The organism is Puniceicoccus vermicola (assembly GCF_014230055.1).
Classification (GTDB): domain Bacteria; phylum Verrucomicrobiota; class Verrucomicrobiia; order Opitutales; family Puniceicoccaceae; genus Puniceicoccus; species Puniceicoccus vermicola.
This window is the reverse complement of record NZ_JACHVA010000139.1, coordinates 1-20846: the sequence shown is the minus strand read 5'-3', so window position 1 is coordinate 20846 and position 20846 is coordinate 1. Positions and strand designations below refer to the sequence as shown.

At 56.5% G+C, this 20846-nt stretch carries 20 protein-coding genes and 1 tRNA gene; 13 read left to right on the top strand and 8 right to left on the bottom strand.

The features are described from left to right. The 5 genes from glgA (at position 1) to H5P30_RS20385 (ending at position 6441) form a co-directional block, all read left to right on the top strand. Complete coding sequence (gene glgA / locus H5P30_RS20405; protein WP_185694768.1) at positions 1-1209, top strand: glycogen synthase; 1209 nt, start codon at positions 1-3, stop codon at positions 1207-1209. Beyond that, entirely contained in the window at positions 1206-3227 is a 2022-nt protein-coding gene (locus tag H5P30_RS20400) for an alpha-1,4-glucan--maltose-1-phosphate maltosyltransferase (protein ID WP_185694767.1), read from the top strand. Before glgA ends, H5P30_RS20400 begins: the two co-directional genes overlap by 4 nt. A gap of 22 nt (positions 3228-3249) precedes the next feature. Beyond that, the gene (locus H5P30_RS20395) at positions 3250-4272 is read left to right on the top strand and encodes an undecaprenyl-diphosphate phosphatase (protein WP_221774423.1); all 1023 of its coding nucleotides are present in this window, start codon (positions 3250-3252) and stop codon (positions 4270-4272) included. A gap of 92 nt (positions 4273-4364) precedes the next feature. Beyond that, positions 4365-4685, top strand: a complete 321-nt coding sequence (locus H5P30_RS20390; RefSeq protein WP_185694766.1) for a phasin family protein — start codon at positions 4365-4367, stop codon at positions 4683-4685. Between the two features lie 94 nt (positions 4686-4779). Further along, a complete protein-coding gene (locus tag H5P30_RS20385) occupies positions 4780-6441 on the top strand; it encodes an AarF/UbiB family protein (protein WP_185694765.1) in 1662 nt (553 codons plus the stop codon). A 27-nt stretch (positions 6442-6468) separates the two neighbouring features. On the opposite strand, the gene H5P30_RS20380 is transcribed toward H5P30_RS20385, so the two are convergent. Further along, entirely contained in the window at positions 6469-7581 is a 1113-nt protein-coding gene (locus H5P30_RS20380; protein ID WP_185694764.1) for a substrate-binding domain-containing protein, read from the bottom strand. A 135-nt stretch (positions 7582-7716) separates the two neighbouring features. Here H5P30_RS20380 and xylA point away from each other — a divergent pair, with 135 nt between their 5' ends. Together xylA and H5P30_RS20370 are read left to right on the top strand one after the other, a co-directional pair. Beyond that, complete coding sequence (gene xylA / locus H5P30_RS20375) at positions 7717-9024, top strand: xylose isomerase (protein ID WP_185694763.1); 1308 nt, start codon at positions 7717-7719, stop codon at positions 9022-9024. Further along, positions 9024-10592 carry a xylulokinase gene (locus H5P30_RS20370; RefSeq protein ID WP_185694762.1) on the top strand — a complete coding sequence of 523 codons (1569 nt, stop codon included), beginning with the start codon at positions 9024-9026 and terminating at the stop codon, positions 10590-10592. Before xylA ends, H5P30_RS20370 begins: the two co-directional genes overlap by 1 nt. Before the next feature lies 1 nt (position 10593). Here the strand turns inward: H5P30_RS20370 and H5P30_RS20365 are convergent, their stop codons facing one another. Then, complete coding sequence (locus H5P30_RS20365) at positions 10594-11346, bottom strand: hypothetical protein (RefSeq protein ID WP_185694761.1); 753 nt, start codon at positions 11344-11346, stop codon at positions 10594-10596. Positions 11347-11556: 210 nt separating this feature from the next. Here H5P30_RS20365 and H5P30_RS20360 point away from each other — a divergent pair. Further along, positions 11557-11632, top strand: a tRNA-Lys gene (locus tag H5P30_RS20360). On the opposite strand, the gene H5P30_RS22790 is transcribed toward H5P30_RS20360, so the two are convergent. After that, complete coding sequence (locus tag H5P30_RS22790) at positions 11595-12689, bottom strand: endonuclease/exonuclease/phosphatase family protein (protein ID WP_425504940.1); 1095 nt, start codon at positions 12687-12689, stop codon at positions 11595-11597. The two genes, H5P30_RS20360 and H5P30_RS22790, sit on opposite strands and share 38 nt — an antisense overlap. Here H5P30_RS22790 and H5P30_RS22145 point away from each other — a divergent pair. From H5P30_RS22145 to ade, 3 genes are all read left to right on the top strand, one after another. Beyond that, positions 12642-13094 carry a hypothetical protein gene (locus H5P30_RS22145; RefSeq protein ID WP_185694758.1) on the top strand — a complete coding sequence of 151 codons (453 nt, stop codon included), beginning with the start codon at positions 12642-12644 and terminating at the stop codon, positions 13092-13094. The genes H5P30_RS22790 and H5P30_RS22145 overlap by 48 nt on opposite strands. A gap of 104 nt (positions 13095-13198) precedes the next feature. Beyond that, a complete protein-coding gene (gene ispH / locus H5P30_RS20340; RefSeq protein ID WP_185694757.1) occupies positions 13199-14089 on the top strand; it encodes a 4-hydroxy-3-methylbut-2-enyl diphosphate reductase in 891 nt (296 codons plus the stop codon). A gap of 10 nt (positions 14090-14099) precedes the next feature. After that, positions 14100-15731 (top strand): adenine deaminase, encoded by a 1632-nt coding sequence (ade, locus tag H5P30_RS20335; RefSeq protein ID WP_185694756.1) that lies wholly within the window; start codon positions 14100-14102, stop codon positions 15729-15731. 44 nt (positions 15732-15775) lie between these two features. Here ade and H5P30_RS20330 read toward each other — a convergent pair whose 3' ends face one another. From H5P30_RS20330 to pyrE, 5 genes are all read right to left on the bottom strand, one after another. Further along, positions 15776-16759 carry a S1C family serine protease gene (locus H5P30_RS20330; RefSeq protein ID WP_185694755.1) on the bottom strand — a complete coding sequence of 328 codons (984 nt, stop codon included), beginning with the start codon at positions 16757-16759 and terminating at the stop codon, positions 15776-15778. Between the two features lie 11 nt (positions 16760-16770). Continuing rightward, positions 16771-17307, bottom strand: a complete 537-nt coding sequence (locus H5P30_RS20325; RefSeq protein ID WP_185694754.1) for a hypothetical protein — start codon at positions 17305-17307, stop codon at positions 16771-16773. A gap of 9 nt (positions 17308-17316) precedes the next feature. After that, positions 17317-17943 carry an RNA polymerase sigma factor gene (locus tag H5P30_RS20320; RefSeq protein ID WP_221774422.1) on the bottom strand — a complete coding sequence of 209 codons (627 nt, stop codon included), beginning with the start codon at positions 17941-17943 and terminating at the stop codon, positions 17317-17319. A gap of 87 nt (positions 17944-18030) precedes the next feature. Continuing rightward, entirely contained in the window at positions 18031-19071 is a 1041-nt protein-coding gene (locus tag H5P30_RS20315; protein WP_185694753.1) for a polyprenyl synthetase family protein, read from the bottom strand. 85 nt (positions 19072-19156) lie between these two features. After that, the gene (gene pyrE, locus H5P30_RS20310; protein WP_185694752.1) at positions 19157-19723 is read right to left on the bottom strand and encodes an orotate phosphoribosyltransferase; all 567 of its coding nucleotides are present in this window, start codon (positions 19721-19723) and stop codon (positions 19157-19159) included. Between the two features lie 47 nt (positions 19724-19770). On the opposite strand from pyrE, the gene H5P30_RS20305 reads away from it, so the two are divergent. Then, complete coding sequence (locus tag H5P30_RS20305) at positions 19771-20262, top strand: hypothetical protein (protein ID WP_185694751.1); 492 nt, start codon at positions 19771-19773, stop codon at positions 20260-20262. Positions 20263-20337: 75 nt separating this feature from the next. Continuing rightward, a partial coding sequence (locus H5P30_RS20300; RefSeq protein ID WP_185693661.1) for a transposase occupies positions 20338-20846 on the top strand: 509 nt, incomplete at its 3' end.

Below are 20846 nucleotides of genomic sequence, written 5' to 3'. Positions count from 1 at the left end.
ATGAAAACCCTCCTCCTCACAAACGAATATCCCCCGAACGTTTATGGAGGAGCTGGCGTTCACGTCGATTACCTGAGTCGTCACCTCGCCTCGCACATCGAGGTCGACGTGCGCTGCTTTGGTGATCAAAACATCGATTCGGGCAATCTTCAGGTGCAGGGCTTTCCGGGGATCAGCGGGGACATGAAGTTCCCTCCAAACCTCAAATCGATTCTCGATTCATCGCAGCGCTGCCTCGGTTTCAACCAGGCAGGCATTGATGCTGACGTTGTCCACTGCCACACGTGGTATACTCACCTCGGCGGGATTTTCGCGAAACTGAACTACGGTATCCCGCTCGTAGTTACGATCCACTCCCTGGAGCCTCTCCGCCCTTGGAAACGAGAGCAGCTCGGAGGCGGTTATGATTTCTCCCTCTGGGTGGAACGCACCGCGATCGAGATGGCCGATTCGATCATCGCCGTCTCCAAAGGCACCCGCGACGATGTTCTCCGCAACTTCCGGGTCGACACCGGCAAAATCAAGGTCATCTACAACGGCATCGACACGGAGGAATATCATAAAGTCTCGGAGAGCGACGCCCTCACCGCCAACGGCATCGACCCGAACCGCCCCTACGTGCTCTTTGTCGGCCGAATCACCCGGCAAAAGGGGATCATCCACCTCGTCAACGCCCTGAAATATTTGGATCCCGAGATTCAGGTGGTCCTCTGTGCGGGTGCGCCGGACACACCGGAAATCGCTGCCGAGATGAAGGAAGCCTTCGGCCGTGCCGCCACTGAACGCGAGCACTTGGTCTGGATCGAGAAGATGCTCCCCCGGGACCAGATGATCCAAGTCTACTCTCACGCCGCCCTCTTCTGCTGCCCTTCGATTTACGAACCCTTCGGCATCATTAACCTCGAAGCGATGGCCTGCGAAACCCCGGTTGTCGCGGCCTCGGTGGGAGGGATTCCGGAGGTGGTCGTCCATGGCGAAACCGGACACCTTGTTCCGCTCGCTCAAGAAGAGGAAGCTCCCTTCGCCCCCCGTGACCCTGACACTTTCTCGCGCGACCTCGCGCGACCGATCAACCGGATCATGGCGAGCCCGAGTCTACGGAAATCCTACGGGACGGCAGGACGGAAACGAGCCGAGTCCACTTTCAGTTGGAAATCCATTGCCGAGGAAACCGCAAAGCTCTACGATTCCCTTCGGAAACATTCATGACACCTACTGATCCCCTCGCCTCCGGTGCCAACCGGGTCATCATCGAGAACGTCGAGCCCTCCTGCGATCACGGGCTCTTCCCCGTAAAAACGATCATAGGAGAACCGGTCGAAGTCTCGGCCCACATTTTTACCGACGGCCACGACACAATCCGCGCCGTCTTCCGCTATCGCCTGATCAACACGGAGACCTGGGCCGAGATACCTTTGGAACAGCAGCCCAATGACGAGTGGAGCACCCGCATCTTTCCCGAGGTCATCGGCATCCATGAATTTTCCGTCGCCGCCTGGGTCGATCCCTTCTTCAGCTGGCAGAATGGTTTCCGCAAGAAAGTCGACTCGGCGCAACCTCTGAACGTCGAGATCGAGATCGGAATCGATCTGATTGAAGACCTGCAGAATCGGGCGAACTCGAGCAGCCGCGACGCCCTTCGCCAAATGGCCTCCCTCCTCCGCGAGCCGGGCGTGCCGATGGGGGAGAAGATCCACCTGCTTCTCGGAGACGAACTCACCGACCTCGCCCGGGACTTCCCGGACCGGAGGCACGAGACGGTTCTGCCCTCCCGGGAAATCTGGGTCGAGCGGAAGCGCGCCGCCTTCAGCTCTTGGTACGAATTCTTTCCGCGCTCCTGGGCCAAGACTCCCGGGCAGCATGGCACTTTCGACGAAGCCCAACCGATGCTGGAGAACGTGGCCTCGCTCGGCTTCAACGTGGTCTACCTCCCGCCGATCCATCCCATCGGCCACACTCACCGCAAAGGCAAAAACAACAGTCTCGAAGCCACCCCCACCGACGTCGGAAGCCCATGGGCCATCGGCTCGAAAAAAGGCGGCCACAAGGATATTCATCCGGCTCTCGGCAGCCTCAAGAGTTTCCGCGACTTCATCTGGAAGGCGGGCGAACTCGGCATGGAAGTGGCCATGGACATCGCCTTTCAATGCTCTCCCGACCACCCTTACGTCAACGAGCACCCCGAATGGTTTAAGTGGCGGCCAGACGGCACCGTCCAGTTTGCGGAAAACCCTCCGAAGAAATACGAGGACATCATCCCCTTCGACTTCGAATGCGAAACCTGGCGCGAGCTCTGGGACGAACTCAAATCCGTTCTCGTCCACTGGATCGAGTGCGGCGTCCGCGTTTTCCGTATCGATAATCCGCATACCAAGCCCTTTGAGTTTTGGCGGTGGGCGATTCGCGAAATCAAGACCCAGTATCCCGACGTCCTCTTCCTCGCCGAAGCTTTCACACGTCCGAAGTTAAAATACCGGCTAGGCAAATCGGGCTTCACCCACGGCTACACCTACTTCACTTGGCGCAATACCAAAGAGGAACTGGAAGGCTACATGAAGGAACTTTGCGCCCCCGAACGGCAGCGGACCTTCTGGCCCAACTTCTGGCCCAACACACCCGACATTCTCCCGGAAGTCCTCCAGTACGGCGGGCGTCCCGCCTTTGTGCAGCGACTCATCCTCGCCGCAACCCTCTCGTCGAACTACGGGATGTATGGTCCCGCTTTTGAGCAGTGCGTTCACGAGGCTTTCCCCGGCAAAGAGGAATACAATTTCTCCGAGAAATACGAGATCAAGCAGTGGGATCTTTCCGCTCCCGGGAATCTCCGGCCGATCATCCGCCGCATCAATCACATTCGCCGCGATCACGCCGCCCTCCAGCGAACCTTCAACATTCGCTTTGTCGAGACGGACAACCCCCAGCTCATCGCCTTCATCAAGCACGACCCGAGCGGGCTCGATATCATCCTCACTGTCGTCAACCTCGACCCCTACAACGAGCAAAGCGGCTGGATCGTTCTCCCTCTCGAGGAGTACGGCGTCGACTCGACCCATCCCTTCCTCGTTCAGGACCTCCTCCCCGAGCCAGACGGCGATATGCCACGCGCGAACTATCTCTGGAACGGACCGCGAAATTTCATCAAACTCAATCCTCACGTCTGCCCGGCTCACATCTTCCGAATCTTCCGCAAGCAAAGACATGAGGAAGATTTCGACTACTGGCTCTAACGCCTGATCAGACTCAACTGTCGTGAGAGAAACATCATCCCAGAAGCCACTGCCCAGTGCATGGCTGAAGCATCTGTGGATGGCCGTTCTTCTCCTCTCGCCCGTTTGCGTTTTTTCGGCCTCGCCGGAAACGGTGGAGTTGCCCGAGGTTGTTGATGAACGCCCGGCGTCTCTGACCTATACGGACGCCATCGTCCTCGGCATCGTCGAAGGAATGACCGAATACCTCCCCGTATCGAGCACGGGGCACCTCATCCTCGCCAACCGATTCCTCGGCCTGGACAGCGATCGCCCCATCGAAGGCAGCTCCTCTTCATCCGCAGCCGAAGGCCGCACCCTCCGGGATGCCGCCAATGCCTACGCCATCATCATTCAGGGCGGTGCGATCCTTGCCGTCCTCCTCATCTACCGCCGCCGGGTCCTCGACATTTTCTACGGGATGCTCGGTCGAAGCCGAAATGGCCTCCTCCTCCTGCGTAATCTCATTGCGGCCTTCGTCCCGGCAGCCGTCCTCGGACTCCTCTTTGAAGGATGGATCGACCAGCACCTTTTCGGACCGGTTCCGGTCATCAACGCCCTCATTCTCGGCGCCCTGCTGATTCTCATTGTCGAAAAATGGCGGGACAGACGGACGGTCGACACCGAGGATGAAGGACCGGACCTCCATGAACTCCCGGTCTCCAAAGCCTTTCTCATCGGCCTTCTGCAGTGTGTGGCGATGTGGCCGGGGACCAGCCGCTCCATGATGACCATCATCGGTGGCTATCTCGCCGGTTTTTCCCCCAAGCGTTCGGCCGAGTTCAGCTTCCTCCTCGGGCTGATCACCCTATCCGCCGCAGCCGGATACAAGGCCGTCACCCAAGGCCGCTGGATGTATGAAACGCTCGACATCGGGCCGGTTCTGGTGGGAATCCTGATCGCCTTCGTCTTCGCCGCCCTCTCCGTCAAATGGCTTGTGAGCTACCTGACGCGGCACGGACTTCGGATCTTCGCCTGGTATCGTATCCTTCTCGCCCTTGCCGTGGTGAACCTGCTCTTCTGGTAATCGCCAGAGCGGGGAAAACGGGCAGACTCCTCATCCTGAGGTCACAAGAGTTTTCCATTGTCCTACAACCTGAACTTCCTAGAATGTTGGGTATGTTCGATCTCGTTAAAAAAGCTATGTTCGCAGGCGTAGGCGCTGCTGTTATCACTAAAGACAAAGTCGAAAAGAATCTCCAAGAGATGGTCGACAAGGGGAAGATGACCGCCGACGAGGCAAAGGATCTCTCCAGCAAGATCATCGAAGCCGGGGAAAAAGAGACAGAGCAGGCCCGCAACGAAGCCACTCGTCTCTTCACTGACATGCTCAACCGCGCCCAAGTAGTCACTCAGGACCAAATAGAGTCTCTCGAAAAGAGAGTTCGTGACCTGGAAGGCCGCTGGCATCGGGAATTCCCGAACGACGGCGAATCCTGATTCGCCACCTCTGGGCCCCTACGAGCCACACGGGTAAAACGGCTTCTGTCTTTGGAGATCGAGCAAGACCACTGCTGGGCCGCCCTATTCTAACGTGAAGCCATTCCACTTCCTCTCAAACGCAGTCCGGGCTCCGGAAATCATCGCCATCCTCGTTCGCTGGGGATTTGAAGACCTTCTGCTCCAACTCGATACGCCGCAGTTCTTACTCAAGAACTTGGTTCGCGACAAGGTTGCCCACCTCTCGACCTTCGAGCGCATCCGCAATGCTCTCGAAGAATTAGGCCCCACGTTTGTGAAATTTGGGCAGATTGTCGGCACCCGCCCGGACAAACTGCCGCAGCCGCTCCTGATCGAGTTGAAAAAGCTCCGGAGCCAAGTCGAGCCTCAGACCTTCAAAAGGATCCAACCGATCCTTGCCAAGGAACTGGACCGCCCGATCGAGGAGGTATTTGTCAATTTTCCCGAAACACCGGTTGCCTCAGGTTCCCTCGGGCAAGTGTATCGAGCGAAGCTGCGCAGCACCGGAGAAATCGTCTGCGTTAAAGTGCAACGGGCCGATGCGGCCAAAACGATCAATTCCGATTTTGAAATCATCGGCTGGTTCGCCCGCCAGATTCACCAGCGCTTCGAAGGACTTCGCCCCTATAATCTCCCATCTCTGGTTGAGCAGGCTTACGAACGCGTCAAAGAGGAACTCGATTTCCGCAACGAGGCACGAAATTCCGAAACTTTCCAGATGATGAATGAGAACCCGGAGCGAGTCTTCGCGCCCGAGGTTCACAGCGAGTTCACCACGAAACGACTGCTCATCACGGAATGGGTCGAGGGTATTCCCCCCGATGAAGTCCCGTCCGGAACCGAGATCGCCCGGGATTTGGCAATCGTCGGCGGAGAGAGCGTCTTCCACCAGATTGTTGTCGCCGGCTTCTTCCACTCTGACCCGCATAGCGGAAACATGCTCGTCACCCCCGACAACCGCATTTGCCTACTCGACTGGGGTCAAGTCGGGCAGATCACGCGGAACATGCGCTTCAACCTCGCAGACTTGTTTGCGGGCATTACCTCCCGCAACCCGGACAAGGTCGTCGATGTCGCGGAACGAATCTCCACCAGCAATCGCCCCGTCAGCCGCCGCAAGATCGAACAAGCGGTCACACTGCTGCTAAACCGCAATACCAAGGTGGGCCCAGCAGGAACGGAGATCGGGACAATGGGGCTCGAGCTCATCCACACCTTTGGCATCAACGGTATCGATGTCCCTTCCGACTATGCTTTGCTGGCCAAGGCCATTCTCTGCGTCGAGGAAACCGCCAAGGGCTTGGACCCCGAATTCGACCTCCAAGCCTGCGCCCGACCCTACTTGGTCAAACTCAATCGCGAGCGCTGGAATCCAAAAACGCTCATTAGACAGAACTTCTGGCCGCTCCTGCGGGCCATGAAAAGCCTCCAGGAAATCCCCAGTGACTTCCAACGACTCATCCGCCGCTTCGAGGAGGAAGATGTTCAGATCAATCTTAACCACACAGGGACCGAGGGCCTTCAAGAAACTTTCCGGAACTCGATGAACCGCCTGACTGTCGGCGTCGTCACGGCCGCCCTCATCATTGGCTCCTCACTCATTATTACCACCGGCGTCCGCCCCTTCCTCTGGGGCTATCCCGCCATCGGCATGCTTGGCTTCATGGCTTCCGGCTGCCTCGGATTTTATCTTGTCATTTCGATCCTCCGCCGCAGCCGACGCTACGACAAGTAGCCCGGAGAGCGGGGGTGTAAGGCGTCACTAAAACCGCTTGCGGAAGTCCGACGGTCTTTTCCCGGTTACCCGGCGGAAGACCACTGACAAACGTTCCGCATCACCGAATCCTGAAAGCTCAGCCACCAGCGGCATGGGCTCATTGGTTTCCACGAGAAGTCGACGTGCCGTCTCGACCCGCAATTCCGAAAGGGCCTGATACGGAGTCTTGCGTAGATACTCGTTGAATTTTCTTTCGAGTGACCTCCTTGATACCCGCAGTCCGCGGCACAGGTCCTCAATCCCCACAGACTCTCGGTGATGCTGCTGCAACCAGCCCAAAGCCCGTCGGAGCACCGGATCCTCTACGTGAAAAGTATCGCTGGACTGCCGCACCTCCACCCCGCCCGGCGAGAGCAACAGAGGTTTCGATCCCTGTCCTCCCTTCGCCAATAAATTGTTCATGGCCTCCCCCACCGCGATCCCGATTCGCTCCCAAGGGATCTGCACACTCGAGAGGGAGGGAAAACTCAAGGCACCCACCAGCGGGTCATCATTCGCTCCCAGAACCGAAACCTCATCGGGCACCCTGATTTTCCGCACCCTGCAGGCCTCACAGAGAAAACGTCCGAGGGGATCATGCGCCGCAAAAACCGCCACCGGCTTTGGCAGCTCTTCGAGCCAGTGAAAGAAATCTGCCTGCGGCTCCCGCAAGTCTTCAAGATACTGCTTCCCACTCGGCTCCTCCTCGACGTATGAAGTCGGCGGGTCGATCCCCGCCTGCTGCAGCTCTTCTGAAAATCCGGCGTAGCGCTGCCCAGAATAGGGAAGAGAGTTGCCGAGAAAGGCAAAATTGCGATGACCTCCCCGCAAGAAATAACGTGCGGCTTCCCGGCCCACTTCCCAATCATCAATGTCGATGGCAGCTCCGCCCGGGACCTCTTCGTCCGAATCGGCCACCACGGTAGGATAGCCCAATCCGATCAGAAACTCAGTAATGTCCGGCAACCATTCCGTGATCAGCCCGGCAGGGCGCATGGTTTCCAAGGACGCCCGCAACTCTTCCTTCGGACGATGAATCGAGAGAATCCGAAAGTCCAACTGCCTCCGGACAAAGTGTGCCAGTGAGGGCGACAGGCGCCGCAGGAATACCTCCGACATCACAATCGCCACCCGCTTGGAAGGAAGCTTTTCTGAAAAACCTTGTCGCAAATCGAAAAAATAATTACGCAATTTGCGGTTCCACGCGAACCGGAAATCGGATATTATTTAGTTTTCCCTAACCCAAAGATACCCATGAAAGAGTACTTCCCCACCTCAAAGATTCAGTTCGAAGGCGCTAGCTCCAAGAACCCTCTCGCTTTTAAACACTACAACCCGGACGAAATCGTCGAAGGCAAAACCATGCGGGAGCACCTTCGCTTCGCCGCTCCTTACTGGCACGTGATGCGGAACACCCTGGGGGACCCTTTCGGTGCCGGCACTGCGCAGATGCCTTGGGACGATGGTTCCGACTCCGTCGAGAACGCCCTCAATCGCGTCGACGTCTTTTTCGAGTTTCTCGAAAAGATGGATATGGATTTCTACTGCTGGCACGACCGCGACATCGCTCCCGAGCTCAATGACCTCGCCGCGAGCAACGCCGCCTTGGACAAAGTCGTCGCCAAACTAAAAGAGAAGCAAAACGAGACTGGCAAGAAACTCCTCTGGGGGACCGCCTGCCTCTTCAATCATCCGCGTTATTCGCAGGGTGCCGCGACCAGCCCGGACGCCCGCGTCTACGCCTACGCTGCCGCCCAAGTAAAAAAGGCCCTTGAATGCACCAAGGAGCTCGACGGACTCGGCTATACTTTCTGGGGAGGACGCGAAGGCTACTCCACCCTGCTCAACACCAACATGAAGCGGGAGCTCGACAACCTTGCGACCTTCCTCCACATGGCGATCGATCATGCGGACAAGATCGGCTACACTGGCCCCTTCTACATCGAACCGAAGCCACGCGAGCCCGCCACCCACCAATACGATTCGGACGCAGCCGCCTGCCTGAACTTCCTCCGCGAATACGGACTGACTGATCGCTTTAAGCTCAACCTCGAGACCAACCACGCTACCCTGGCCGGACACACGATGGAGCACGAAATGACCGTGGCCGCCAACGCCGGACTCCTCGGCAGCGTCGACGCGAATCGGGGCGACACCCTCCTCGGCTGGGACACCGACCAGTTCCCCACTGACATCTACGGAACGACCCAGGTAATGCTGGTCATCCTCGGGATGGGAGGCTTCACCACCGGTGGCCTCAACTTCGACTCCAAGCGCCGCCGCGAGTCCCATGAACCCATCGACCTCATTCACGCTCATATTGGCGGAATGGATACTTTCGCCCGAGGGCTCAAAATCGCCGCGGCGATCCGCGCAGACGGTCGACTCAGCGACTTTGTGAAAGAACGCTACGCCTCCTTCGATGAAGGCATTGGCGCCAAGGTCGCAGCGGGCAACACCTCGTTCGAAGAACTGGAAAAGGCAGCCCTCGCCGGCGGCGAACCGGTCATCAGCTCCGGACGCCAGGAAATGCTCGAAAACCTCATCAACGAGTTCATCTGATGAACAGCTGGTTGGGCTTCGACGCTTCGACCCAGAGCCTTTCGGCTCTGCTGGTCGATGACTCAGGCAATATTCTTTCGGAGGAAGAAGTCAATTTCGGCCGCGACCTCCCACAGTATAACGCCCCGCAGGGATTCATCGAGGGCAATTCAGAAGGAGAGTTTCACGCCGATCCACTTATGTGGCTCGACGCACTCGACCTTTGCCTCCAACGCATGAGCGAAGGCGGCGCTGACTTTTCCTCAGTCGTTGGCATTTCCGGCGCGGGACAACAACATGGCACGGTCTATCTCAACGAAGATTGGGAAAAACATCTGTCACGGTTGAGCAGCGACAAAAACCTGGCCAAACAAATCGGCCCCTGCATTTCCCGGGCAACCTCTCCCATCTGGATGGACGTTTCCACTGGACAGGAATGTGAGGAAATCGCCGAGAAACTGGGAGGAGCGATGGAGGTGTGCCGGCGATCAGGATCCGTTCCGATTGAACGTTTCAGCGGACCTCAGATCCGACGCTTCGCCAAAATAGATCCGGACGCCTATGCCCGCACGACACGAATTCATTTGGTCAGCTCGTTTCTCGCCAGTGTTCTAGCCGGCAAAGATGCGCCCATCGACCATGGAGATGGATCGGGGATGAATCTCCTCAATCTCGAAACCCTGACATGGGACGAGGAACTGCTCGAAGCAACCGCTCCTGAACTCGCAAATAAGCTACCCGACCCAGTACTGGCGGAAACCGTTGTTGGACCGCTTGCCCCCTACTTCCAGCAAAAATACGGAATCCCTGGCAGCGCCCAAGTCGTCGCCTTCACTGGGGACAACCCGAGCAGTCTCGTTGGCATGGGAGCGGCCCAGCCCGGGAAGGTCGTCATCAGCTTGGGAACCAGTGACACATTTTTTGCCGCGATGCCCGAAGTCAAAACGGATCCCAATGGCTACGGACATGTTTTTGGGAATCCTCTCGGCGGATTCATGAGCCTCGTTTGCTTTCGCAACGGTTCTCTGGCCCGGGAAAAAGTTAAAGAGCAACTGGGAGTCGAATGGACAGCCTTCGACTGTGAGGGGCTACAGAATACGCCGATCGGAAACGATGGTGACGGGATGATCCCTTTCTTCGGACCCGAGATCAATCCACGTGTTGATTTCCATGAGCCGCTTCTCTTCGGATCGGAAGAATTTCAGAAGGATCCAGATCCGAACAAATTGGTTCGTGCCTGCTTGGAAGGCCAGTTCATCAACATGCGCCTGCAGACGGAGTGGATCGGGGCAAAGCCTGAAGTAATCCTTCTCACCGGAGGAGCTTCCTCCAACGATGGAATCGCCCAAACAATCGCTGATGTGATGGGCATCCCCGTTGATCGTCTAGCGACCTCCGGCTCGGTAGCGACTGGTGCAGTCCTGCGGGCGGCTCGTCCTCTCGGTGGCAATTTCTCAGCGATCCAGGAACATCTCTGTTCTCCCGTCGACGGTTCCCGGCGCTATCCTGCGGAAGGAACCCTACCGGCCTATCAGCGACTTGCCCAAAGTTTTTCTCAAGCTCTCGCTGGGAAATCTCCGCGCCGGTAGACTAAGGATTGTTAAAAATCAGAATCTGGTCACCGACCTCGGCCGCATCGCTAGTGCTGTCTTCGGCCTCTTTCTTTCCACCGACCAAATCCACGAGGGAAACCGGCGGCTCGTCGGCAATCTTCTTGTCGGAAACGGCTTCTATCTCTTCCCCCTCGTCGGCGGATTCCTTATCCTCATCAAGATTGCTTTCCGAAATAAATTCGTTTGCTTGGCGGAAAGCTGCGGCATCGGATAGCTCGCGAGCTTTTTTCAACTCTGCTGCGTCGGCCACCTCTTCATCGTTTTTGAGAGAGGAAAACCGCACCATCAGGAAGAAGGTCAGGACGATAATAAGTACCCCGACGATGGGGAGGACCATGGATCGGTCGTCAGACGGCGGGGGAGGCTTATCGAAAAGGATCTCGGCCACCCTTTCCGTCCGCTTCGGCTCCGCGACCGCCTCTCCTTCCTGTAATTTCGCCTCCCGCTCCTCTGGAGAAAAGTTAGAGGCCCTGCGGCGAGGCATGGCTAATTCCAAGTCCCGCACCTCGATTTTCGAGAGGTCTCTCAAGAGAATGTCGCGCAATCTCTGATCCGAAACACGACGGGCAGGGCCCGCCTCATTTTCCAGATAATACTCGATCGCTTCCGCAAAAAGATCACGGCGATCTCGGCGCGCGTGAAGATCCCCAACGAGCCACTCAATCTCAGCCGGGCTAATCTCTCCCTGCAGAAAGACCAAGACCAGATCCTTAAACTTTTTCTCAATCATCCTGTAATGGTTGCTCACTACCTATAGGTAAAAGAATCGTCAGTGTAAACCGGAATCCATGCGCTCAGAAACCACCTCCCCGAAACCTCCCATCCAGGAAGGCAAAAAGATCCGAAAAAGGAACAAATCTCGCGTTTTCGAAAAAGTTCACTTCGGGCAAGAGTCTACTTGACCCCGCGGCGTTGAATTCATGGACTATTTCTTTTCCGGGGGTCGTTAGCTCAATCGGTAGAGCAGTTGACTTTTAATCAATTGGTTCGGGGTTCGAGTCCCCGACGGCCTACCATTAACCAGGAAGCGTCACGAATGACCCACTGGTAATTCCCTTCCCAAGTGCCAAGTTCGGCTACGGCCCGCAATGGTTTGCCTTGGGAAATGTTCCCCACTTCTTTCCAGATCGTCCGATCGGGGCAGTAAACCTCCATCTCGTATTCGCCGGTTAAGAGGGTGGGCGGGTTCCGCGAAACCCATCGACCTTCGATCTCATAAAGCTGGCCAAGGTGGGCGGACCACTCGCTCTTCGGCAATCTCATCAAATTCTTCATCGGCTCGGGCGGATCCCCCGCGTAGTGATCGAGATCATAATCGAGATAGAGAACCTCGCGCGGCTGATCTTCGTCACGCCCGGGATTCGTCAACTCGAGGACTTCCGAACCATCGCCATCGACCGTCTCAAAACGGGCCAGGATGGGAAGATGATCGCTCCCGCCACGGCCCTCGCCTTCGAACTGGAAGCGGGCGGGTCGGCCCCATTCGTCCATATTCAGGCCGGGAAGCCGCAAGACTTCGAACGAACCGTCGATATAGCGAATCCCTCGATCGTCGTAGAGACCCGGGGTGATGAGCATATTCATCAGAGTCCCCTTGCGCCCCCTCCAGACCTCAGAGAAACGTTCGTCGACCGGCAATTCGAACCAAAGATTGTATAGATCTTCCTCTCCATCAGCCACTGCCTGCTCGTCACCTTGAGAACCGAGGACCGAATTCACTCCGGTCCGCTCCATTTCGGGATAGAGCGAGATCTGGTCGTAGTAAGAGTTCAGGTCGCCAGCGAAAATTACGTCTGCCCGGGGATCAACGGCGAGAATGCCGTCCAAGGCACTGCGGGCGGTTCTCGCGTTCAGAAGGCGAATCACTTCCGTCTCCGGACGCGAGGCTCCCGACTTCCAGTGATTGTCGATGACAAACAAGGGATGGCCATCGACGTCGATTTTCACGACGAGGATCTCGCGTGCACTCTCTGTCGGAAATGAATCCGCCCCGACAATGGGAAAGCGGCTGAAGACCACATTCACGTGAGCTGGACGACCTTCGATGATCTGCGGATCGGCCCCGAGAGCCATAAACGGGTAGTCGAGGCCCTTTTCCTCCATCGCTTTTGCAAGGAAAGCATAGGAGGGAAGACCTCGAATCCGGGAATCGTCGGAATTTGCCAGCATTTCCTCCAGCGAGATCCCCTCGAACTCAGCCAAGAACTCCTCGAGGCTCGCAATCGTGCTCTCCGGCGTCTGGTCGCGCTCGAGCTCTTGGAAGAGAATGACTTCAGGGCCCTCCCCTTCATTCACGGCCAAAAGGGTTTCCGTGACAAATTCGAGTTTTTTGCCGAGCAACTTCGCCGAGTAGGGAATGCCACCACCGGAAGGCTCCATCCCGTAATCCTCGTACAGAGCCGTCCCGTCGACGTCGAAGAGGTTCTCCACATTGAAGGCGAGAACACTGAAGGTCTTCGCCCCCACTTGCACGCTTAGCCCCAGGAAAATGGAGGCGACCAACGAATAAAATACAATTTTCATAAACGAGTCGATCGATGTCTGCGGTTGACCGTAGAAGCATACCCTTCTTATTGAAAGATATGAAAGTGATCCGGGCCAAGAGTGCTGGCTTCTGTTGGGGAGTCGAGCGTGCAATCAAGATTGCCGAGAACTACGCCGAGAAAAACAGCGGGAAAGTCCTGACCGACGGCCCGTTGATCCACAATAGCCAAATGATGGAGAAGCTCGAGAAGTCCGGCGTTCGTGAGGTCGGCGATTACACGAGCGAAAAGGAGCTCCAGCTGAGTGAAGAGGATAAGAAGAGCTCCGTTTTGGTCGTGCGCGCCCATGGGATTTCCCCCGAACGCCGCAAGTACCTGAAAAATCTTGGAATGGAATTTCGCGACGCCACCTGCCCTGACGTTGGCGTCATCGCCGGCCGGATCAAGGCGGGCGCTCGCAAGGGGAAGAACACCGTCGTTTTCGGAGACCCCAAACACCCTGAGGTGATCGGGCTTCTCGGTTACGCCGGTGGACGGGGCTACGTCGTCCAAAACGAGGAAGACATTGAGGCTCTCCCCGAGATGGAAGGCGGAGTTGCCATGGTTTCGCAGTCCACCATGTTCGTCCACGAATTCCAGCGTCTCTCCGATCTGCTCCGCGAGAAATATCCCGAGGCCGAAATCTACGACACGATCTGCGGCGCGACCAAAGAGCGCCAAACCGACCTGAGAAAACTGGTTCAGCAGGGTGCCGAAGCCATCATCGTCATCGGAGGCCACCATTCCGCCAACACCCGGAAGCTTGCCAAATTGGCCATGGAGCACGACCGCCCCACCTACCATATCGAGACCGCCGAGCAGATTAATCCCCAGATCATGAGCCAGTACCAAACCGTGGGGGTCACCGCCGGGGCCTCTACCCCCGACTTCATTATCGATTCGGTCTGCAAGACCCTCCGGGGAATTGAGCCGGTTCCCGCCGAAGCCTAGGAGCTGGATTATGAGCGAGTTCGCCGGTCAGATAGCTGATGTTAAAACGGGCCGGATCTTTCCCGGCCGCTTCACCGTCGAAAACGGTCGCATCCTCAGTGTCATCGAAGACGAATCGGCCCCGAGCGACTGCCTCTACCTCCCGGGGCTCGTCGATGCCCATATTCATATCGAGAGCTCCCTGCTCCCCCCCGCTGAATTTGCCCGTGCCGCAACCGTCCACGGCACCGTAGCCACGGTCAGCGATCCTCACGAGATCGCCAATGTTTGCGGGAAGGCCGGCGTCGAGTGGATGATCCGCTCCGCCCAAGACACTCCTCTCAAGATCGCCTTCGGCGCCCCGTCCTGCGTACCGGCTACTCCCTTCGAGACTGCAGGTGCTTCCTTCGGACCGAAAGAGGTCGCCGAACTCCTCGACCTCGATGGAGTCAGTTACCTGTCGGAGGTCATGAACTTTCCCGCGGTCATCGGCGGAGATCTGCGGATGCTCGACATCATCGAACAAGCCAAAAAGCGCGACCTTCCCATCGACGGACACGCCCCCGGCGTGATCGGCGAGGACCTCCGGACCTACGCTGCCGCCGGCATCCAGACCGATCACGAGTGCGTCACCCTCGATGAAGCACGCCAGCGAGTCGCCTGCGGGATGAAAGTCGCCATTCGGGAAGGTTCTGCCGCCCGCAACTTCGACGCTCTCTGGCCGCTGCTCCAAGAGTCTCCCGACAGCTGCTTTTTCTGCAGTGACGACCGACATCCCGATGATCTGGTCGTCTCCCACATCGACGGGTTGATCCGACGCGCCATCGACAACGGAGTCGATCCCATGGTGGCCATTCGCGCCGCGACCCGCAACCCCATCGAACACTATCGGCTCCCAGCCGGACTTCTTCAACCGGGAGACCCTGCCGACTTCATCCGAGTGGGCGGCATCCACGATTTTCACGTGCAAGGCACTTGGATCGATGGCCAACCGGTTGCCCAAAATGGCAAAGCCCTCCTCAGCCCAAGCGAAATCCCTCCGATCAATGAATTTGCCGCCTCACCGATCCGTGAAGAGCGACTCCAGTTAAAAGCGGTCGACGGAGCAAAATTTGCCACCATGCTGGCTGTCGATGGCCAACTGGTCACCGGCCGTGAGGACCTCCTCCCCACCGTGAAGGACGGCGAGGTCGTTTCAGACCCGGATCGTGACCTGCTGAAAATTGTCGTCGTCAACCGCTATGAAGATGCACCGCCAGCGGTGGGGCTGATTCAAAACTTTGGACTCAAAACCGGAGCCGTCGCCGGAAGCGTCGCTCACGATTCGCACAATGTGGTCGCTGTCGGCGCGAACGATCAATCGCTCGCGGCAGCGATTAATGAGGTGATCTCATCCAAGGGCGGGCTGGCCTTCAGCTCTCCAGAGACCACGAAGGGCTATCCTCTGCCCATCGCAGGCCTGATGGGAGAAGGCGACGCCTGGGAGGCCGCTCACGCCTTTGAGGAGCTCACCGCACTGGCAAAAGCCGACGGTTGCCCCCTGCGTTCGCCGTTCATGACCTTGTCCTTCATGCCCCTACTGGTCATCCCCTCGCTGAAAATCGGGGATCGAGGACATTTCGACGTGGGCTCGTTCTCCCTCGTCGATCCTTGGATCCGCTGAAAAAAGTCAGCCCTCAGAAGGATAGGATTCCGTTCCCGAAGAAACTACTCGGCCGCCGGGCGTTCGCCGACGCGCACCCCTAAATCGAGGACCTTGTCCTCTCTCTCGATCATGAAATCAATGTACTGCCCGATGCGCGCGAGGAAGAAACGATGCCTCATGACGTTAATCGTAGGTACCGACAAACCGTTGATCTTCTGAATCCGGTCTCCCTCCTGAATCCCCGCCACATCGGACGGACCTCCGGGAACGACACTGGTCACAAGAAGCGGAGCCTCATCGTCAGCACCGCGAGGTCGACTCTCCACCTCAACCCCGATCCAACCGTATTGCACGGATCCATTGAGCATTAGATCATCGCGAACCCGTCCGATTGCACTTGCCGGGATCACATACGAAGCACCGACCTCCGGCAGAGAGGCAACGATCATTCCCAGCAACCGTCCATTGAGGTCGAGAACCGGCGAACCGCCCTCCCCCGGATTGGCCGGAATCGTCGTGCGAATGTAGGCCGTCGGAAATACGCGTTGCCCGAAATTCGAGTCCTGCCCACTGACCAAGCCCAGGCGCGGGGCCGGATCGAACTCCAGTGCACAACCGATCGAGAGCAAGAGGGTCCCGACGTCCGGATAAGGCTGCTCATCCACGGGAATAAAGTCGAAACTGCCCTTGGGCTGGTCCGTGACCTGGAGGAGGGCAATGTTGGTCTCCGCATCCGACCCGACCATCTCGGCCACATAGCTTGTATCTCCCTGCTCCACCCAGATCCGGCGCGCACCCTCCGTGACACTCGAGTTCGCTAGAATCAACCCATCCGAACTCACGAAAAATCCTGTCCCCACTCGAAGGGAAACCTTCCCGTTTTCCGTTTCGCTCTCGTAGGCAGCCTTGATCCGGACGACCTTCGCGTTATTGTCCCGAAAAACCGTCGTCAGACGCCGCTCCAGAGCCAGGGCCTCACTTCCAAAGAGGTGAGGAACTGCAAGAGGACTCAAAAGCCCTAAAAAAATAAAAGCGAAACGCCACATGGACGCCTAAATTAGAACGGCAACCGCTCGCCCGACCACCCCAATTCGCTGGAAGATAATTGGTCGGCTACATAATAAGAGCCTGAATCCTCCTGCGAGGAATTTCCCAACCATGATCTTCCGGCGCCACTAGAGGGCCCTGCTCCACTCGAGAGCACTTCAATCACATAATCCTGCTCCGAACCCTTCAACGAGGGTGCGCTTCCGCTCGACCAGGTATCCACCTTGGCGAGAGCTTCCGTTGCCGCCGGAGCTGGCCTCACATCGGCCACATAAGTTTCTTTAACAGGAGCAACGTCAGCATCCGAAAAAAGAAAATAGGCTCCCACCGAGACACAGGAAATCGCTGTGATGCTCTTCCCGTGATGGTAGACCCATTGCAGAACGGACTGTACCGGCGATTCCCGATGGACCACCGATTTAACAATCCTCTTCTCCAGATCCCGGTCAAACTTCTGCCAAAAGGCATCATCAGGCTTCTCAGCCCGCTTGACCCGGAGGAGATCCTCTAAGGATGTTTTTTTATCTTCGTCTTTAAGCTCTAGCATCGTTCCTCGCTAACCGAGGTATGGCTGAAGAGATGCTTGCAGCTGACGCTTTGCATAGTGAAGCCGGGAACGGACTGTTCCCACCGACGTGTGCAAAACTTCAGAAATCTCTTCATGACTCAAACCTTCAATCTCAAACAAAACTACGACAGTTCTATGTTTGGGAGACAGCGATTGGAGAGCTTCGTTCAATTTTTCCTGCAATTCCCCCAACATTACGGGTCTTTCGGTCTGCATTTTCGAAGCCAGAGCCTCTGCCAAGTCAGGACTAACGCCCTCCTCGTTCAGATTCTCGAAGCTGAAAAAGCGGCGATACCGGTTCCGCTTGATGTGGCTGAGGGTCGCGTTGACGGCGATGCGATAAAGCCAAGTAAAGAAATGAGAGCGACCTTTGAATCGGTCGAGAGAACGAAAAGCCTTAATGAAGCAATCCTGCGTCAAATCGGCGGCGTCCTCACGGTTCGAGGTCATATTGTAGATGATCGCAAAAATGCGCTGTTTATACTTGTTAACCAGCTGATCAAAGGCCGCGATGTTTCCGGAACGGACGCTCTCAATCAGACGCGCATCCGAGTCAGCCAATCCGACTTTACCCGTTTGCACTCCTGCCGCCGCTGCTGTTGATCGATCACTCACAATTCTGAAGATCACCCGAGAATGCCTTAAAACGCAAGGTCAAAGACGGGCGAGCCAATCCTTCGAAAGCAGATTTCCTGCCGGAATTTAGGAATTCTCGTCGCCGAGCAATCCAGCGAAACGCCCCTCTATGAAAGTTGCCAGATCGTAGAGCCCTTCGCCTCCATCGGACTCCGCTAGAATTTTAGCGGCGGCCTTCGCTTTCCCGATCTCCAGACCGAAGAATTCGCCAACTCTCTCGGCCACGCCTTTCTCGACCATCAACTTCCCAATATCGACGCCATCGGGCGCCGATTCGTCGCCTCCAGCGAAACTGGCCAAAAGGTTTTCCCTCTCGCCACTTTCCAACTCCTGAAAAAGAAGAATGAAAGGGAGGGTCCGTTTGCCGCTGGCAAAATCTGTGCCCAACGTCTTTCCGATCGCTTTCTCCGAACCGATAACGTCGACCAAGTCATCGTAAATCTGGTAAGCGATGCCGACATGGCGCCCAAATTCTCCAGCCGTCTCGGCCATATCGGGCCCCGGAGCCCCAAGGAGAGCCCCCAATCGGCAGGAAACCTGAAAAAGAACGGCCGTCTTGCGTTCAATGATTCGAAAATACCGCTGCGTGTCATCGTCGGGAGCCTTGCCGTCCAAGGTCTGCTCAATCTCTCCGGCACACACTTTTCGGGTCGCCTCCGAAACCAGACGGCACACTTCCGTGGTCGCAAATCCGCTGGCCAACTGTAAGGCCTGAGCAAAGAGAGCATCGCCCAGCAAAACCGCTGCAGGCACCCCATACTTGCGGGAAACAGTCTCCTGCTTATGCCGTAAATCCGCCCCGTCGAGAATATCGTCGTGGACCAAGGTCGCCAAATGAACCATTTCCACCACCGCCGCAGCCCGAACCATGTCGGCATTGAATCCCCCATCTGCAGAGGCACCGGTCAGGTAAAGAGAAATGGGACGCAAACGCTTCCCGCTATGGGACAGCGCATACTGCACCAACTCTCTCAACTCCGGCTCAAACTCGCTGCGTTGATCTGAAAAAAACTGGTCGAGTGCCTCCAAAAATGGTGCCGCCGCCGAGAAAAATCTCGCGGCAGATTTTGGCGACCCCCCGGCCTTTGCTGTGGCGAACACTGGCATTACCTATAAGAAGCTAGAACAAACCCCTCGAAAGGCAAGCTGAGGCTGACAGGATCAGACACCAAATTTCCCCGCTCCCCAAGCTTCAAGACCCCGGCTTCACCGCCGGAATCTTCTCCAAGTCTTCTGGAAGGTTGTTCGGATCAAAGGTTTCAACGTTCATCGAGATCAACGGAACGAACGGCACCGCAAAATCCGCCTTACCACTGCTACGGTCCACAAGAACAGAGAGAGCGGCGACTTCTGCACCCAACTCCTGCGCAATCGCAATGGCCTCATTTGCCCGTCCCCCACGGGTAACAACATCTTCAACGATAAGAACCTTCTCCCCCGGAGAAACTTTGAAATTCCGACGCAGAACGAGTTGATCGTTCTCTTTCTCCACAAAAATAAATCGCACTCCGGCCTGACGGGCCACCTCTTGACCAATCACCAAACCACCCATCGCCGGAGCAATGACCGTTTCAAAAGAATATCCCTCAAGCTTCTTCAAGAGCATTTCCGCCAAGGCCGTAACCTTGTCCATATACTGACAGACCTGAGCGCATTGGAAAAACTGACGACTGCGGAGCCCAGACCGCAGAATAAAATGCCCGTCCAGAAGGGCACCGCTGTCCCGAAAAATTTGCAGAACTGTCTCGTTTACGCTCATTTCTCAGGTTAGCCTGACCAGCGAAAAATCTGCAAGCCACGATCTTCATGAAAATTCCTCGCCCCCTCCTTGCCTTCCTGGCTCTTCTCATCGGAACCGCGATCTGGTACTTCGGCTTCAGATCATCAGAAGAAGACATCATCCGCGAAAAGCTAGAAGAACTCTCCAACACCATTTCAAACTCCTCCTCCGAAGGCCTTCTCGGAAAAGCAAAACTGATCAGCACCTTCCAAGACCTACTCGCCAACCCAGTAGTCCTAGAAAGCCGCTACCCCAACGCCCAAGGCGTCCGGAGCCCCAAAGAACTCGCGATAGGCTACCTAGGCCTAATCCAATCCGGCCAAACCGTAGACCTACAATTCCGCTCCCCATCCATATCGTTCCCCAACGAAAAAGAAGCTAGAGTAAAAACCACCGTGGAGGCCACCCTGACCCGCAGCAGCGGAACCAAGCAGAACGAATCTCAAACCCTATACATCACCCTAGGGAAAGACTCCGAAGGGAATTGGAAGTTTGAGAGGTTCTCACAGGAGATCTAATTTTAAAATATCTTTTTTAGTAACCTGGTTGATTATTCTTGTTCAATATCTAAGTATCTGCTTTAACTGGAGACCATGAGAAGAAAACGGATGCGTCTTGATGGGCAAACAGCCTACTACCATGTGATGAGTCGAACGGTGAATGGGGAGGCTCTCTTTGGGGATCGGGAGAGGGAGGTTTTGCGGAAGATGATTTGGCAGGTGGCTGATTTCTCGGGGATTCGGGTGGTTACCTATGCGGTGATGAAGAACCACTTCCATGTTTTGGTGGAGGTGCCGGCGGAGGTGAGTATTTCGGATGAGGAGTTGGTGCGTCGGTATCGTCGGCTCTATCCGAAGCCTACGCCTTGGAATCCGATGCGGGCTGAGGTTTTGGAGGGGCACCTTCGGGATCATACTTTGGAAGGGATGGACTTGCGGAAGAGTCTGTTGCGACGGATGGGGGATGTTTCCTGGATGATGAAGACCCTCAAGCAACGATTCACGCTTTGGTTTAATCGGTCGCGGGATCGTTTTGGACCGCTTTGGTGTGAGCGGTTTAAGAGTGTTCTGGTGGAAGGGGATCGTTGGGCGCTGCGGACGGT